This window comes from Microbacterium sp. JZ101, from assembly GCF_053903175.1.
In genome coordinates this window covers 423,572-439,777 of the sequence record NZ_CP096400.1, presented here as the reverse complement: position 1 = coordinate 439,777, position 16,206 = coordinate 423,572, and the positions used below count along the sequence as shown (strand labels likewise).

Here is a 16,206-nt window from a genome sequence, read left to right as displayed (position 1 = left end):
ATGCCCACCCCCGGCGCGCCGGTCAGCCGCCGACGCACGCGACGGCGGGCTCGGAGCTCGTCCCGCTCGCGCGGCGGAGCACCACCTCGACGCATGTCTCGCCCTCCGCGGCCGGCACCGTCACCGTCGGCTCGACGGTCCGCTCGTAGTCCGGCTCGCCGGCGACGCTCGCGATGGTCCAGAGGTAGCTGTCGCCCTCCTCCGGCTCGGGGTTCGTCCAGGTGAAAACGACCTCATCGCCCTCCACGGCACCCTGGAGGTCGGCGACGGACGGGACGGCGACGATCGGGTCCTGCGGCGCGACCGTCTGCGCCGACGTGTTCTCCGGGTCGGGCTCGGCGAGCAGCGCGGGCAGCCCGAAGCCGATGACGGCGACCGCGGCGAGCGCGATCACGCCGACCGACACCCACCATCCCCACCGGGCGCGCCGCGGAGCCTCGGCCGCGATCTCGCGCCGCGGGATGGTCGACTCCGGAGCCGACGCGGGCACGGGAGGGCGGATGACCGTGGCGTCGTCCGGATGGATGCTGCGGGCCCCGCGCACGACGGTCGCCTCGTCCTGCGCGCCCCGGCGGATGGTCTCTGCCGACGCCGGGCGCGGCGACGTCGCCACGTCGGCGGCGTCGGGGGCGATGCTCATGACGGCTCGGACGCGCGTGAGGCCGCCGTCCTCGTCCTCGTCGCGGTCGCCCCTGGCGCCCTCGTCGATGATGTCGATCGGCGTGACCGCGTGCGCGAGCTCGATCTGCACCTTCTGCAGAGCGCGCGCGAAGGCCAGCGCGCTCGTGTGGCGGTCGGCCGGATCCTTGGCCATCGCGCGCTCGAGCACGCTCTGGAGCGCCTCCGGCACGTCCGGCCGATCGAGCGGCGGCAGGGGCATCCGCTCGATCCGGTCGATGAGATCGGCGCTCGCGTTGCTCTGGCCCGCGACCTCGAACGGGGAGCGGCCTGCGAGCAGCGTGTAGACGGTCGCGCCGAGCTGGTACACGTCGGAGCGCGGGCCGCTGCGCGCGACGTCGCCGAACGACTCGGGCGGCGACCACGGAATCGACATGCCGGTCGTCTCGGTCGGCCCGTGCGCGGTCGCGGCGATGCCGAAGTCAGTGAGCGCGGGCCGCCCGTACTCGGTCACGAGGATGTTCGCGGGCTTGATGTCGCGGTGGAGCACGCCCGCGCGGTGCGCGGTCTCGACGGCCGCGGCGATCGGGATGCCCACGCGCAGCGCCTCCGCGACCGAGAACGGCTCGCGGCGGTACCGCACCTGCAGGTTCGCGCCCGGGCAGTACTCCATGACCAGGTAGGGCCGGCCGTCGTCCGAGACGCCGGCCTGCAGGATCGTGACGATCGCGGGATGGCTCGAGAGCATCGCCATCGTGTTCGCCTCGGCGGTGAACTGGCCTGCGGTCCCGCCCATCCAATCGGGCAGGAGGACCTTGATCGCGACCTGGCGACGCGGGAGCTCCTGTTCGTACCGGTACACGTCGGCGAAGCCGCCCGATCCGAGCAGCTCGATGCACTGGAAGCCCGGGATGCGCGGCGGCGGGGCGGGCGGGCGGCGCTGGTTCACGGCAGGTCCTCGAACGCGAAGGAGACGCCGTCGCCGAGATCGACGACGTCGCCCGTCACGACGACCGTGTGCTCGCCCGGGTGGAGCTGCACGGGCTCCTCCCCTCCGCGCAGGAGCGTCGTGCCGTTGGTCGAGTGGAGGTCGACGACGACGACGCTGTCGGCGTCGGGGATGACCTCGACATGACTGCGCGAGATGTCGAGCGACGGGCTCTCGACCGAGACGAGGTGCGGCAGCTCGGCACCGGTCGATCGGGTCGCGCGCGGACGGCGCCCGATCACGATCGGACGATCGAGCGCGACGACCTCGCCGCTCGAGAGGCGGATGCGGGCGCGTGCCGTCCGCGTGGGAGCGGCCGAGCGCTCGCCGCGCGGGATGGTCGTGCCGTCGTGGTCCCCGCGCAGGCCCCGGAGGTCGGCGGCCGAGATCGTCGCGCCGTCGTGGTCGCCGAGCCCGTCTCCCGTCGGGGCGATCGTGTCGGCTGCTGCCTCGCGCTGATCGCCCGCCGTCATGCCCGGCGACCCCCCACCGGCTCGCGCGGCCGCGTGTCGGCGTCGATGTCGCGGGTGCCGGTGTCTCCGTCGTGCCACGCCACATGCACGGCGTCGACGACGATCACCGAGACGTTGTCGCGGCCGCCGCGCGCGACGGCCGCCTCGACGAGTCGGCTGGCCGCGGTCTGCGGGTCGTCCTCGGCGCTCAGGATGGCCGCGATCTGGTCGCGCCCGACCTCGCGCGGCAGGCCATCCGAGCAGATGAGCAGGCGGTCGCCGCGGCTCGCCGGGAGCATCCAGAAGTCCACCCGCTCGCTGCTGCCGGCCCCGAGGGCGCGCGTGATGACGTTGCGGCGCGGGTCGCGCTCGGCGTCGGCCTCGGCGAGGCGCCCCGAGTCGACGAGCTCCTGCACGAGCGAGTGGTCGACGCTGATCTGCTCGAGGCGGTCGCCCGCGAGCCGGTAAGTGCGCGAGTCGCCGATGTTGAGCGCGAGCCAGTAGCCCGCTCCGCGCACGTCGACGATGACGACCCCCGACAGGGTCGTCCCCGCGCCCGTCTCGCGGGATGACGAGAACGCGTCGATGCGCCGACGGGCGGCCTCGACGGCCTCGCGCACCTCGTCGACCGTGAGGTGATCGCGCCCGACGAGGTCCGCGAACGCGGCCACCGCCATCCGCGATGCCACCTCGCCCGCGTCGTGCCCGCCCATCCCGTCTGCGACGAGGAACACCGGGGCGGACGCGAGCAGCGCGTCCTCGTTGATCGCCCGGCGCCGGCCGGTGTCCGTCGCGGCGCCGACCGCGACCGTGATCGGCGCGGTCATGCGGGCGCCCCGTAGGTCGCCGTCCGGTCGCCCATCTCGAGCACGTCGCCCTCGACGAGCGGCGTGCGCTCTCCGGGCACGACGTCGATGCGGTCGCCGCCGCGCACGATGACGACGCCGTTCGTCGAGTGGCGGTCGGTGATCCACGCGCCGTCGCCGTCGACGTCGAGCGCGAAGTGCGTCTTCGACAGCGAGAGGCTCTCGTCGCGCACGGCGACGGTCTCCCCCTCCCCCGCGGGGTTCCGCCCGAAGAGCGTGAAGCCGTCGACCGTGTGCACGGCGCCGTCGTCCCACACGAGCGTCGCGGTCGGCCGCGGCGGCTCGCGGCGCACGACGATCGTGTCATCGAGAAGGGGGTCGTACCCGTCGTGCGCGTCGCCTCCCGGCACGATCGTGTCGTCGGAGACCTCGTCCGCCGGGGTGGGGGCGGGTGCTGGTGCCGGGGCGGGTGCGGGGGCCGGGGCCGGGGCCGACGCCGGGGCCGGCGGTGTGGGCGCCGGCGGGTCCTGCGTGATGCCGGGAACGTACGCGATCACGCCGAGAGGGGCGCTCGGCTCCGAGCGTGGTGGCGGGGGCGGCGTCGCGGGCGCAGGAGGAGCCACTGGAGCGGAACCGCCCCCCACGCGCGGGGGTGCGGGCGGAGCCGCGGGAGGCGCGGGGGGCATCGGCGGCCGCGGCGGGATGGCCGGGGCTGCGGCAGGCGCGGCCGGCGCGGCGGGGGCGGCGGCGGGCGGAGCCGGCGGGCGGGGCGGCACGGCGACGGACGGCGGCACCGGCGCCGCGGGCGCGACGGGGGCCGCAGGCGCGCTCGCCTGGTGCAGCGGAGCCGCGTCGCGCGCGGAGCCGGCGTCGGCCATCCGCGATCCGGCGACCCGATCGTGCCATCCGCGGTGCCACGGGGAGCCGTCGAAGAGGGGCGAGAAGTAGCCGACGACGATGGCGGCGCCGAGGCCCCAGATCACGTTGCGCAGGAAGGCGCGGCCGAACCCGAGGGGCGCGCCGTCGTCGTCGCGGACGAGCCGCACGCGCAGGGCGCGCATGCCCGGCGTCCCGCGACGGGTGCCCTGCCACCAGCTGTAGAGGAGGACCCAGCCGATCGCGAGCAGGCCGACGACCGCGGAGAGCGTCAGCGTGAGCCACAGCGGGCCGTTCATCGCGACCCACACCGTGACGCCCGAGAGCACGGACATCACCGCGCCGACGATGAGCATGTCGACGATGTAGGCGCCGGCGCGGCGGCCGAGCGGAGCAGGGCGCGGCGCGGGCGCAGCGGCCGGCAGCCCGTACCCGGGCGGCAGCGGTGCGCGGTGGGGATTCGACGCGGTCATGTCAGCCATCCTTCCGTCGATCGGCCGCGGCGGCGCGCAGCCTCCGGATCCACGACGATCCGGTCCTGCGCCGCAGCGAGCGCAGGCTCAGTCGGGCGCGCAGGCGACTCCAGAATGTCGCCTTCTCGCCCATCCCGTCCACCAGGGCGTCGACCTCGCTCCAGAACGCCGCGACGAACTCGGGGTCGGGCTCGCCCGGCCCGAAGACGCCGGCGTCCGCGCGCGCGGCGAGGTCGGTCACGCGGGCGTCCTCGAGGGTCGCGACGAGCACGGCGGCCTCCTCCGAGCGCGTTCCTCCGGCCGACGCGCCGTCGAGCGGGTAGGCGCGGTAGTCGACGGCGCGATCGCGCAGCTCATCCCAGCCGCCGCTGATGCGGTCGGCCGCGCGCTCGGCCGCGCGCCGTCGGCGACGGCGGGCGGCCTTCACGGCGCCGATCACGACGAAGGGCGCGAGCAGCAGGAGGAGGACGGAGACGCCGGCCCCGCCCACGAGGAGGATCAGGCCGAGAGCGCCGTCCTCGGGCTCGGCGTCCTCATCCGCCTTCCGATCGTCGGGCACGAGCGGCGGGAGCTCGACCGGCTCCTGCGGAGGCGGAGGCGGCTGCAGCACCTGCGGCTTGGGTGCGCTCTTCGGCCGGGTCGTCTGGTCGTTCGGCTGCTGGTCCTCGGGGGGCGTGGGGTCGAAGGCGACCCATCCGGCGTCCTCGAAGGCGATCTCGACCCACGCGTGCACGTCGTCGCCCGTGACGACGTACGGGTTCTCCGCCGTCTCGTCCTCGCCGGGGTGGAAGCCCAGCACGACGCGCGCCGGGATGCCGAGCTCCCGTGCCATGAGCGCCATCGCGACCGCGTACTGCTCGTCGTCGCCGACCATCTGCTCGGCGCCGAGCAGGCTCGCGATGCGCTGCGACCCGTGCCCCGCGCGGGAGGGGACCTCGCCCTCGAGACCGTGGCTGAAGAAGCCGCCCTCCGAGAGGAACGACGTGAGGGCGCGCGCCTTCTCGATCGGCGTGCGCGCCTCCGCGACCGCGTCGGCGGCGAGCTCGGCGACATCGCCGGGAACATCGACGGGCCGCGGCAGATCGACGTCCGCGAAGTCGTCGTCCGCGAGCGCCTCGTCGGCCGACGTCGGCGGGATGACGACATCGGCGGTGTACCGATCGCCCTCGCGGAGCCCGTCGCGGACGACCGCGGTGCCCGTGTCGGCGTTGTAGTACGCGCTGCGGCGCAGGCTCTCTCCGCGGTCGCCGTCGAACGCGAGGCTGCGCACCGCGCCGGCGGCCGGAACCCAGACCCCCTCGTAGCCGCCGACCTCGACCGTGAGGCGCGCGGCCTCGCCCGCGGCCCCCTGCGCCATGTTCGAGCGGATGGGGGTGAAGTCGCTCGACGAGTCGGCGACGTCGTAGACCACTCCCGAGTAGGCGTCCATCGTCGCGAGCCGCAGGCGGGCCCCGCTCGGCAGGCCGCGGACCGTGAAGAGGGCGTCCTCGTCGAAGTCGCGCACGTAGAGCCGGAACGACTGCAGGGGGCTCGGGTACTCGCGGATGTCGAACGGCGGGATGATCACCTCGCGCAGCACGTAGCGGGTCTCGTTCGCGGGCGCGAGGGCGAGCGAGACCGCGCCCGCGCCCGCCGCGATCGCGAGGACGACGGCGCCCGACACGACCCGGCGCACGACGCTCGAGCGACCCCCGTCGGCCTGTGGCGACTCGGCCGTCGCGACCGCGCTGCGCTGCGGCGCGAGCGCCGTCCGCAGCGCGAGCCAGGCGACCGCGACGACGGCGAACACGGCCGCCTGCACGAACGGCGCGGCGGGCTGCGCCGTCCCGAGGGCGATCTGGAGCACGAGCAGCGCCGCGGCGGGCACCAGCGTCCAGGCGGCGGGGACGACGCGCAGAGCGAGGCTCCCCGCGAGCGTCGCGAAGGCGAGCGAGAGGAGGAGCGGCACGATGAGGTGCCCGTCGGCGGCCGCGACCGGCGCGATCGAGGTGAGCAGCGACTTCCACGACGTCACGACGCCCGCCGCCAGCTGGCGGAGCGTGTCGATGGTCGGGATCACCCCGCCGATCGCCGTGTGCGGCAGCGCGAGCGCCCCGCCGAGCACGAAGTACACGCCCACGGCGGCCGCTGCGAGCAGGAGGACGCTCCACCGCCGGACGGCACCCGTCCAGGCGATCCCGAGCCCCAGCACGAGGCCGGCGAGGGCGGGGATCAGGTACTGCGGTCCGTCGAAGGTCGGCGCGAAGCCGATCACGGGGACGAGCAGGAGCAGCGCGACCGCGCCCAGGTCGATCGCGTCGCCGCGCCATCCGCCGAGGCGCCCGCCGTCGCGCGCGCTCATCCGAGCACCTTCCGCAGCGCGCGCGGCAGGTCGTCGACCGTCGCGAGGGTGAGCACGTCGGTCTCGCCGATGCGCCGGCGCCCGGTATCCGCGTCGGCGGCGGCCACGACGATGAGCGTGCGTGCGCCGAGCGGCAGGCGCGAGGCGGCGTCGCGGAGGTCGGCGGGATCAGCCGTGCTGCCGCACAGGAGCACGACGACGCTCGCGAGCGGAGCCGCGGCGGCGACCGCGCCGGCGAGGTCGGCCACCCTCCCCGCCCGCGCACGACTGTGCTCGACGCCCGAGAGCGAGTCGAGCAGCTGGCGACCGGTGCCGGCGCGAAGCGGACCGGCCGGCGTCCGCACATCCACGTGGAAGGCGTCGCGGATGGCGCGCAGGCCCAGCGAGCCGCCCGCCGAGATCGCGGTCTCGAACTCCTCAGGCGACGCGTAGTCGGCGGTCGCGGTCGACAGGCCGATGACGAAGTGCGAGCGGCGGGTCTGCTCGTACGTGCGCATCATGAGCGTGCCCGTGCGCGCGGTCGAGCGCCAGTGCACGTGACGGAGGTCGTCGCCGGGCTGGTACTCCGAGAGCGCGTGGAAGGCGATGTCGTCGCGCGCGAGGTCGCGCGTCTCCATGCCCTCGAGATCCCGCACGAAGCCGATGGACTGCCCCTCCAGTCTCACCGTGCGCGGGTGGACGTACAGGTCGACGGGCTCGTCGCGGCGGTCGATCCGCTCGTACAGCCCGAGCGGGTCTCCCCGCACGATGCTCACGGGCCCGACCGGCAGCACGGCGCGGCGCTGGGTCGGGATCGCGAACAGCTCCTCGATCGACTCCTCCGGCGCGAGCTGCGGGATGCCGAAGACGCCGCGCCCCGATCCGACCGGCAGGACGATCCGGGAGGGGAGGATGGCGCGGCTGCCGGTGTTCGCGAGCCGGAGCGCGCCGACCGCGCGCTCGCCGACGACGACGCGCGTGCGCGTGAGGTCGAGCTCGACGTCGTACGACGTGCGCCCGAAGAGGAAGCCCGCGCAGAGCACGAGGGTCGCGGTGAGGATGGCCGCGATCGCGCGCACCTCGACCCACCCGAAGGCGATGCCGAGGACCCACAGCGCGACGGCGGCGACGAGGAGGACCCAGCCGAGCGGACGGACGACGGCCGCGACGACGCGGACGCCGCGCCATCCGCGCGCGAGGACGTAGCGGAGGACCGCGGCCCAGCCTGCCCGCTCCTCCGCCTGCTCGGTCTCGACCGCCTCGGGCGCCTCCGCGCTCATCGCACCTGCGGCGCCGGCACCTGCGACACGACGCGTGCGATCACGCGCTCCGCGGTCGCGCCCGAGAACTCCGCCTCCGGGTCGAGCACGAGGCGGTGGGTCCAGACCGGGCCGGTGAGCGCCTTGATGTCGTCGGGAAGGACGTAGTGGCGCCCGAGCGACGCCGCACGCACCTTGGCGAGGCGCACCATCGCGATGGCGCCGCGCACCGAGACGCCGAGCATCGTGTCGGAGTCGTCCCTGGTCGCCTCCGCGAGCTCGGCGGCGTAGCGCAGCACGCTGGGCTCGACGTGCGCGGTCGCCGCGAGGTCGGCCATGTCGGCCACGGCGCCCGTCGTGATGATCGGGGTGAGTCCCGCCGAGGGGTTGCGGTCGGCGGAGCCCGCGAGGATGCGCTCGGTCACCTCGACCGTCGGGTACCCGATCGAGGTCTTGATGAGGAAGCGGTCGAGCTGCGCCTCGGGCAGCTTGTACGTGCCCGCCTGCTCGATGGGGTTCTGCGTCGCGATCACGAGGAAGGGGCGGCCCACGTCGTGCGCGACGCCGTCGACCGTGACGCGCGACTCCTCCATGACCTCGAGGAGCGCGGACTGCGTCTTGGGAGAGGCGCGGTTGATCTCGTCCGCGAGCACGATCGACGCGAACACGGGCCCGCGGTGGAACTCGAAGCGGTGGCTCTGCTGGTCGTAGATCGTCACGCCGGTGACGTCGCTCGGCAGGAGGTCGGGGGTGAACTGGATGCGGTTCGAGGTGCCCTGCACGGTCGCCGCGAGCGCCTTCGCGAGGCTCGTCTTGCCGGTTCCGGGTGCGTCCTCGAGCAGCACGTGGCCCTCGGCGAGCATCGCCGAGAGCACGAGCCCGACGACGTCGCGCTTGCCCATGAGGGCGCGGTCGACGTTGTCGACGAGGCGCGCGAAGGTCCCCTCGAACCAGGATGCCTGCTCGGGCGTCATCGTCATGCGTGTTCTCTCTTCTCAGGTGGGCGGTCAGCGCCAGACGACGGACTGCGCGTTGCCCCAGCCCTCGATGTGGACGTAGACCGTGTCGCCGGGCGTACCGAAGTAGCAGTGCGGGTTCTTCCCGACGTAGATGGAGCCGTTGGCGGGGATGTGGATGACGCCCACGTCGCGGAACGCGCCGTCGGCGTCGTTGCAGGTCGCGCGGTAGTCGCCCTCGGGGAAGTTCTCCGTGTTGAGGACGAGGTACTCGCAGTTGTCCGTGTCGCAGTTCTTCTCGTCCTTGGCGCTGCGGTCAGGCCCCTGCGTCGTCCACGCCTTCGCCTCGGGCACGGTGGTCGCCTGCGCCGAGACGATCGCGCTCTGCTGCCCCTCGGTGTCCGTCGCGCGGGCTTCGATCGTGTGCGTCGTCGAGTAGCCGTATCGGGTGCTCCTGGACCCGGTGAGATTGACCTTCTCCCACTCGCCGCCGTCGATGCGGATCTGCATCGCGACGTCGCGCCCGTTCGGCTGCGGAGCGGCCCACGAGTAGGTGATCTCCAGACCGTCGCCCGTGCGCTGGGCGTCGACCGTGGGGTTCCGGACGGGACCGAACGGGACGACGGCGTTCGACGGCGCCGACCCCTGGCTCGCCACGGTGCCATTGCCGGTGCCCAGGGTGGCCGCGTAGACCGCCCGGATGCTGACCTTGTATGACGCGCCGTTCGAGATGCCCTGGGCGATCGTCGATCCGGCCGGATCCGCGGCGCCCGACCACTGGCTGCTCCACGCGCCGCCGTTGAGCGAGTACTGCCAGCTGATCTCGCTCTCCTTGATGCCGTTGCGCGCGGCCGGCGTCCAGCTCACGGAGATGCTGTTGTCGTGGGGCGCGGCCTTCACGTTCGTGGGCGCATCGGGCGCGGTGTACGCCCGTCGCGGCTCGGACTCCGTGCTCCAGCCGCTCCAGCCGGCCTTGTTCTTCGCCTGCACGCGGAAGCGGTAGTCCGTCTCGGACGTGTCGAGCGTCACGTTCTGCGTCGTCTGGTCGCCGGGGACGTCCACCGTGTGCACGAGCTCGCCGCCCCGGAGCACCTGCAGCTGGTAGGCGTCGATCTCATCGCCGTTCGTCGCCGGCTTCGTCCAGGAGACGGTCATCTGCGCCTGATCGCCGACCGGCGCCGCCATCTGCGCGGACGGCTGCGCGGGGACGGCCGGAGGCGCCGCCGGGATGTTGGCCGCCGACCACGCGCTCCAGCTCGACGGGTCGGGCGCCTGGTTGTGCGCGCGCACCCGCACCCGGTAGGCGGTGCCGTTCTCGAGGCCCTCCCAGGTGATCCTGTTGCCCGTGACGCCGGTCTTCTGCGAGATCCCGTTGGGCGGCGCGGGCGAGATCTCGAGCGTGAAGCTCGAGACCGGCGAGCCGGGGGTCTCCGGCGTCTCCCAGGTGACCCCGAGGGCGCGATCGCCGAACGACGGCAGCTTGGGAGCCTGCGGCTGGTCGGGGCGCGCATCGGGGCGGGCGGGCTGGCTGGGCAGCGAGGGCTCGGATGCGCCGACCTCGTTCACGGCGACGACCGTGAACCGGTACTCGACGTTGTTCGTGAGCCCGTCGAGCGTGCACGTCGTCGCGGCGCAGCGCTTCTCGTAATCGCCCGCGACGCTCGTGACGACGTACTCGGCGATCGTCGCGCCGTTGTCCGACGGCGGCGTCCAGCTGAGCGCGACCTTGCGGTCCTGCACGCTCGAGACCGTGGGCTTGCCGGGCGCATCGGGCACGCCGCGCACGGTGACGCGCACGCGGCCCTCGACCATCCGCGACTGATCCCCCGTGGCGTCGGCGATGCGGTAGCGGACGACGACGGTCCCGTGGAAGTCCGCCGCCGGCGTCACGACGACCTGGTCGCCCTCGGCCGCGACCTCGGCCTCGCCGGTCTCGAGGGTCGCCGAGAGCAGCTCGAGCGGGGTCTCGGGGAACGGGTTCACGTCGTTGTCCAGGACGGGCACCGTGAGCGTCTCGCCCTGGTTCCATGCGTCGAAGACATCGTCGTTCGCGACCGGCAGCGGCTTGCTCGATGCCGTCACGGCCACGCGCACCTCGCCGCGGACGGGGTCGTTGACGCCGTCCGACACGGTCACGCTGACGGTGCGCTCCGTGCCCGCGCTGTCGGGCTGGGCCTCCGCGGTGAGGACGGTGCCGTCGATCGAGACGGCGATGTCGCCGGCGTCCGCGGTGGCGGCGACCGCGAAGGTCAGGTCGTCCTCGTCGATGTCGCTCGCGAGCGGCGCGAGGTCGAGCGTGGCGGGGCCGTCGCCGGCCCCCACCGTCAGCTCGCTGTCGACGAACTCGGGCGGCTCGTTCTCGGGTGGGAGCACGTGGATCGGGATGGACAGCGTCGCCTTCGTGCCGCTGGGGTCGTCCGGCGACGTCCCGTCGGTGACCTCGAACGTGATGGCGTCATCGCCCGACCAGCGGTACGCCGAGGTGTAGACGAGGGTCTGCTGGTCGCGCACGAGCGGCGAGCCGTCGCTGTTGCCCGCCTGCACCTTCGCCGCCTCGGTGATGACCACCGGGTCGCCGGTCGCCGAGCGCACGTGATCCGCGAGGGCGATCTCGACCGTCTCGCCGCTCTGGACGACGACGGGCTCGGTGCTCGTGCGGACGGGGCGGAGGTCGGCTCTCGCGGGGACGTGCACGTACGCCGTCGCGGTCAGGCCGTCCTCGTCGGTCGCGGTGAAGGGGATGAGCTGCCGCTCCTCCCCGATCGACACCCGGAGGACGCCGGCCTCGGGGTCGACGAGCTCGCCGCCGTCCGCCGTCAGCTCGAGGGTGCTCGGCGTGCCATCGGGATCCGAGAGCCGCTCGCGCAGATCGACGTCGGCGGTGAAGTCGTCCTGGATGTCGGCCGGGAGCACATGGGCGTCCTTCGCGACGGGAGCCTGCAGCGGCACCTCGTCGTCGACGGTCACCTGGATCACGCCCTGCGCGCGTGCGCCGTGCTCGTCCTCGATCGTGTACTGGACCGAGGTCTCCATCTCGCGGCCGGGCGCCGTGATCTCGACGAGGCCGGGCAGGGTCTCCGCCTCGAGCCCGTCGACGTCGGGGACCACGAGCCCGTCGGGGACGACGAGCAGCTGCTTGCCCTCGGGATCGGAGTCGTTGGCGAGGACGGGGACGGCGACGACACGCCCCGGACGCACATGGAGCGAGTCGGTCACGGCGTACGGCGCCTGGTTCGCGGACTCCGCGGGCGCCACGCCCACGCGGATGGTCCCGATCGCCTCGGCGCCGAGCGCGTCGCGCACGCGATACGTGAAGGTGTCGAGCCCCGCGGCGTCGTCGTAGGCGCGGTAGACGAGATGGTCGACCGCAACCTCGTCGATCGTCCCCCTCTTCGCGGCGGACGCGGGCTCGACGAGCTCGACCGAGTCTCCGTCGGGATCGATGCCGTTCAGCGGGATCGGGATGTTCGCGGTCTCGCCGGCGAGGGCGCGCACGGTCACGTCGGGCGGGTTCGGCGGCGCGTTCGTCTCGGCGTCGACGGGCAGCACCTGGATCGTGATGAGGCCGGCGTCCTTCTGCCCGGTCGAGTCGACGACGTCGTAGGTCGCGTACACCGTCTGAGCGACATCGCTCGCGCGGAAGCGCACGGTGTCCTCCGACACGAACATCTGCCCGGCCTCGGCCGACGGCGCCTCCACGAGCTCGGGGGCGACGTGGATCTCGTCGTCGTTCGGGTGGTAGTCGTTGTCGAGGACCGGGATGGTGACGAGATCGTTCGCGCGGACGACCACCTCGTCGTCGTTCGCGACGGGAGGCCGGAGCTTCTCGTCGGCAGGGACGGGGATGATCACGACCTCGCCCTCGACGCTCTCCTTCCCGTTCGACAGCCGGTACGTCACCGTGGTCTGCTCCGCGAGCTGGGCGCGGTCCGCGATGCGGAGCGTCTCGTGGCCGAGGACAGAGACGGAGATGCCCGCGTCGTCGGGCACCGACACGGACTGCACGACGAGGACGCCGCCGGCGGGGTCGGAGTCGTTGTCGAGCACGCCCGCGAGCACCTCGCCGCCCGCCGGGAGGAGGGCGAGATCGCGCACCGCGACGGGCGGCAGATCGCTGCCCTCGTCGGCGACGACGTCGACCCGGACGAGACCCGGCACGCCGTCGGCCCCCGAGGCCGCGAGGTACTGCACGTATGTCGTGCCCACGCGCGTCCCCTCCACCGTGAAGGTCTTGTCGGAGAAGTCGGGGGTGATGATGAGCCCCTCCTCCTCGTCGACGCGCGTCAGCCGCAGCGGGTCGATGCTCGCGGAGATGTCGTTCGCGAGCGGGGAGACGGTCGCCTGCTGTCCCAGCCGCACGACGACGTGGTCGGCGTTCGTCACGGGCGGGGCGGAGCCGGCCGGCCGCACGTCGAGCTTGAGCGTGCCCGATTGCGCGAGCCTCCCGTCCGAGACGACCACCTCGACCTCGAGCGGCCCCTGTGCGCCGGAGATCGCACGGTAGGTGATGCGCCCATCCGAGGTGAAGTCCGCCTCGTCGCCCTCGGCGGGGAAGACGTCGACGAGATAGGTGTCGTCGCCGTCGTCGTCGCGCCAGTCGGGCATGACGTCGTAGGTGACGGTGCCGCCGGTCTCGACCGCGACGGTCGGCGTGCGCGTCTGCTCCGGCCCCGCGTTCTGCGATTCCGGATGCACGTCGATGCGCACGGTCGCGCGGTCCCGCCCTTCGCGGCCGTCGTCGACCTGGTACGTGAAGCTGCCCGAGCCCGTGCGCCCCTCGGGCACCGCGACCTGCAGCGACGTCCCGTTGTGGATGAGCTGGACGTCCGCGAAGTCGGGGCTCCCGTCGGGCAGGGAGACGGTGAGGACGTCGCCGTCGGGATCGGAGTCGTTGTCGAGCACGGGGATGATCGTGGTGCGCCCCGCGCGGACGCCGAACCGGTCGTCCGCCGCGATCGGGACGGTGTTCTCCTCGCTCCGCTCGGGCAGCGTCGTCTCGAGCGTCTCCTCGGTGGTCTCCTCCTCCTGCTCCTCGTCGCCGTCGTCGGGCGGGGTGAGCTCGTCCCAGTTGTCGACGCGGAGCATCGAGTCGCTCGCGAGCCATGCCGCGCCGCTCACGGAGTCGTTGAGCATGACGACGTCGCGGTTCACGCGGAAGACGAGCTCGCCATCGGAGTCGTAGTCCTGCACCGCCGTGGCGAGGTCGTGCGCATCGCCCGCGCAGTCCCGCAGGAACTGGCCGGCGCCCGCCCAGGCCGCGTACGCGCATCCGCCGAGGACGACGGGCTCGACCGGGTCGCCGGGGCCCGCGCCGCTCGGGGCGGAGACGATCTCGGAGCCGTCGAGAGGGATCGTGACGAGCTCGGAGGCGGTCGCGGCCGTGACGCTCGACGCCGCGGCGGCGTCGAGGGCGAGCGCCGCGTCCTTCCCTCCTGGGACCTCGATCTCGGTGCCGTCGTCGAGGTGCACGACGCCCGTCGACCGGTCGAGCACGACCGCCCGGTCGCCGACCGACGTGATCGAGAGCTCGGCGCCCTTCTCGAGGTCCAGCTCCCGCGCCTCGGGCTCGCCGGGCTCGCCCTCCGCCGTGACGGGAACCGTCACGATGCCCTTCTTCGGCGAGACCGCGTGCACGGTGCCGTCGAGCCCGACCGTGACCGCTGCTCCCTCGCCGAGCTCGGCCACCGGCTCGGCCTCCGCCGGGTCGAACCCGCCGAGGGCCGCGACCGGCGCGACGAAGAGGTCGCCCGACTCCGGGTCGAGGATCGCGACCGTGTCGCCGCCGAGCTCGACCCGCGCGTTGCCGGGGAGCTCGACGCGATCGCCGAGCGAGACGGTCGAGGGGTTCACAACGGCGACCGCCGCATCCGCCTCGTCGACGACGAGCACGTTGCCGCCGTCCTGCCGGATGTCGTAGCGCTCGCTCGTCGTCCGCAGGCTCCCGTCGAGGAGGCGCGACTCGTGGTTGAAGTGGCCCACGAGGAGGCTGGACGAGCGCGTGATCCACACGCTCCCGTCGTGCAGATCGACCTCGGTCGTCGGGTTGCCGTCGTAGGCGAACGCCATGGTGCCGATCGCGAGCGTCGCGGCCGTGACGACGGCCGTGCCGATGAGGGTCTTGCGGCGTGCGCGCAGACGGGTCCATGCCTTCATCCGCGGTCGGCCTCCCCCTGGTCCTCGCCTCGCCGCGCGCCGAAGGGAGCGTGGCGGCGCGCGGTCACGGACTTCCAGGGTACCTGTGCCCCCTGATCCGCCCATGCGAGCGCATGGGCACAGGTGCCCACGTCTCAGGGCGCGATGCCCGCGGCGGCCGGGCGGAACCCCGCGCGCACGTTCTCGCAGCACCCCGGGCGGCAGACGTCGAACCACGGGCCGAGCGGCGTCGCAGCCGGCCGCTCCTCGCGCGGCGTGGCGGCCATCCGCTCCTCCACGAGATCGACGACGCCCGCGACGAACCGCGGGTCGGCGCCCGGCGTCGGCGTGCGCACCGCGCGGAGGCCGGCGTCGGCCGCCGCCTGCAGCGCCTCCTCGTCGAGATCCCACATGACCTCCATGTGGTCGCTGAGGAACCCGACGGGGACGATCGCGACGGCGTCGACCCCCTCCGCGGGCAGCTCGGCGATCCGGTCGCAGATGTCGGGCTCGAGCCACGGCTGCGCGGCCGGGCCCGACCGCGACTGGTAGACGAGCTCCCACGGGACATCGGCCGCCTCGGGGACGATCGCGGCGACCCGCTCCATGACCGCCGCGGCGACCGCGCGGTGCTGCGCCTCGTAGGCTCCGCCCGGCCCGAGATCGAGGTCGCGAGGGCCGGATCGCCGCGCATCGTCGACCGGGATGCTGTGGGTCGTGAAGAGGACGCGCGCCCGGAGCCGGTCGGCGAGGAAGCCCCGGATCGCGTCGACGACCCCGTCGACGAACGCCTCGACGAACCCCGGATGGTCGAAGAACTGCCGCACCTTGTCGATCTCGACGACGCTCCCCAGCGCGGTCTCGTCGAGGGCGCGCGCGAAGTCCTCGCGGTACTGACGGCAGCTCGAGTACGAGCTGTAGGCGCTCGTCGCGACCGCGAGGAGGCGCGTGCGCCCGTCGTCGGCGGCCTCCTGCACGGCCTCGGAGAGGTACGGCGCCCAGTTGCGGTTGCCCCAGTACACCGGCAGGTCGAGGCCCCGCCGGGCGATCTCGGCCTCCAGCGCGGCCTTGAGCGCGCGGTTCTGGGCGTTGATCGGGCTCACGCCGCCGAAGTGGCGATAGTGGTGCGCGACCTCCTCGAGGCGCTCGTCGGGGATCCCGCGGCCCCGCGTGACGTTGCGCAGGAAGGGGATGACGTCGTCCTGCCCCTCGGGGCCGCCGAACCCCGCGAGGAGGATCGCGTCGTAGCGCTGCGGGACGGTCGCGTACGGGGCGCCGTCGCGCGCGGCGGGCGAGGCGAAGGGGACGGATGCCGTGGTCATGGCG

The 16,206-nt window shown here is 73.7% G+C and carries 9 protein-coding genes; all 9 read right to left on the bottom strand.

Translation table 11 applies throughout. From position 1 onward, the window contains the following. Positions 1-22 precede the first annotated feature (22 nt). Positions 23-1,567 (bottom strand): serine/threonine-protein kinase, encoded by a 1,545-nt coding sequence (locus M1D56_RS01915; RefSeq protein ID WP_456284511.1) that lies wholly within the window; start codon positions 1,565-1,567, stop codon positions 23-25. Beyond that, complete coding sequence (locus M1D56_RS01910; protein ID WP_421076229.1) at positions 1,564-2,079, bottom strand: FHA domain-containing protein; 516 nt, start codon at positions 2,077-2,079, stop codon at positions 1,564-1,566. Before M1D56_RS01910 ends, M1D56_RS01915 begins: the two co-directional genes overlap by 4 nt. Then, positions 2,076-2,885: a PP2C family protein-serine/threonine phosphatase gene (locus M1D56_RS01905; RefSeq protein ID WP_271174725.1), complete on the bottom strand. Its 810-nt coding sequence runs from the start codon at positions 2,883-2,885 to the stop codon at positions 2,076-2,078. The genes M1D56_RS01910 and M1D56_RS01905 overlap by 4 nt, the downstream gene beginning before the upstream one ends. Beyond that, on the bottom strand, positions 2,882-4,213 hold the full coding sequence (locus M1D56_RS01900) for an RDD family protein (RefSeq protein ID WP_456284510.1): 1,332 nt from the start codon (positions 4,211-4,213) through the stop codon (positions 2,882-2,884). The genes M1D56_RS01905 and M1D56_RS01900 overlap by 4 nt, the downstream gene beginning before the upstream one ends. A 1-nt stretch (position 4,214) precedes the next feature. Continuing rightward, on the bottom strand, positions 4,215-6,554 hold the full coding sequence (locus M1D56_RS01895; protein ID WP_456284509.1) for a transglutaminase family protein: 2,340 nt from the start codon (positions 6,552-6,554) through the stop codon (positions 4,215-4,217). Then, complete coding sequence (locus tag M1D56_RS01890) at positions 6,551-7,813, bottom strand: DUF58 domain-containing protein (RefSeq protein WP_456284508.1); 1,263 nt, start codon at positions 7,811-7,813, stop codon at positions 6,551-6,553. Before M1D56_RS01890 ends, M1D56_RS01895 begins: the two co-directional genes overlap by 4 nt. Next, positions 7,810-8,772, bottom strand: coding sequence for an AAA family ATPase (locus M1D56_RS01885; RefSeq protein ID WP_282979370.1), 963 nt, complete (start codon positions 8,770-8,772; stop codon positions 7,810-7,812). Before M1D56_RS01885 ends, M1D56_RS01890 begins: the two co-directional genes overlap by 4 nt. A gap of 27 nt (positions 8,773-8,799) precedes the next feature. Continuing rightward, positions 8,800-14,901, bottom strand: a complete 6,102-nt coding sequence (locus tag M1D56_RS01880) for an Ig-like domain-containing protein (protein WP_456284507.1) — start codon at positions 14,899-14,901, stop codon at positions 8,800-8,802. 134 nt (positions 14,902-15,035) lie between these two features. Then, on the bottom strand, positions 15,036-16,202 hold the full coding sequence (locus tag M1D56_RS01875) for a ferrochelatase (RefSeq protein WP_456284506.1): 1,167 nt from the start codon (positions 16,200-16,202) through the stop codon (positions 15,036-15,038). Between the last annotated feature and the right edge of the window lie 4 nt (positions 16,203-16,206).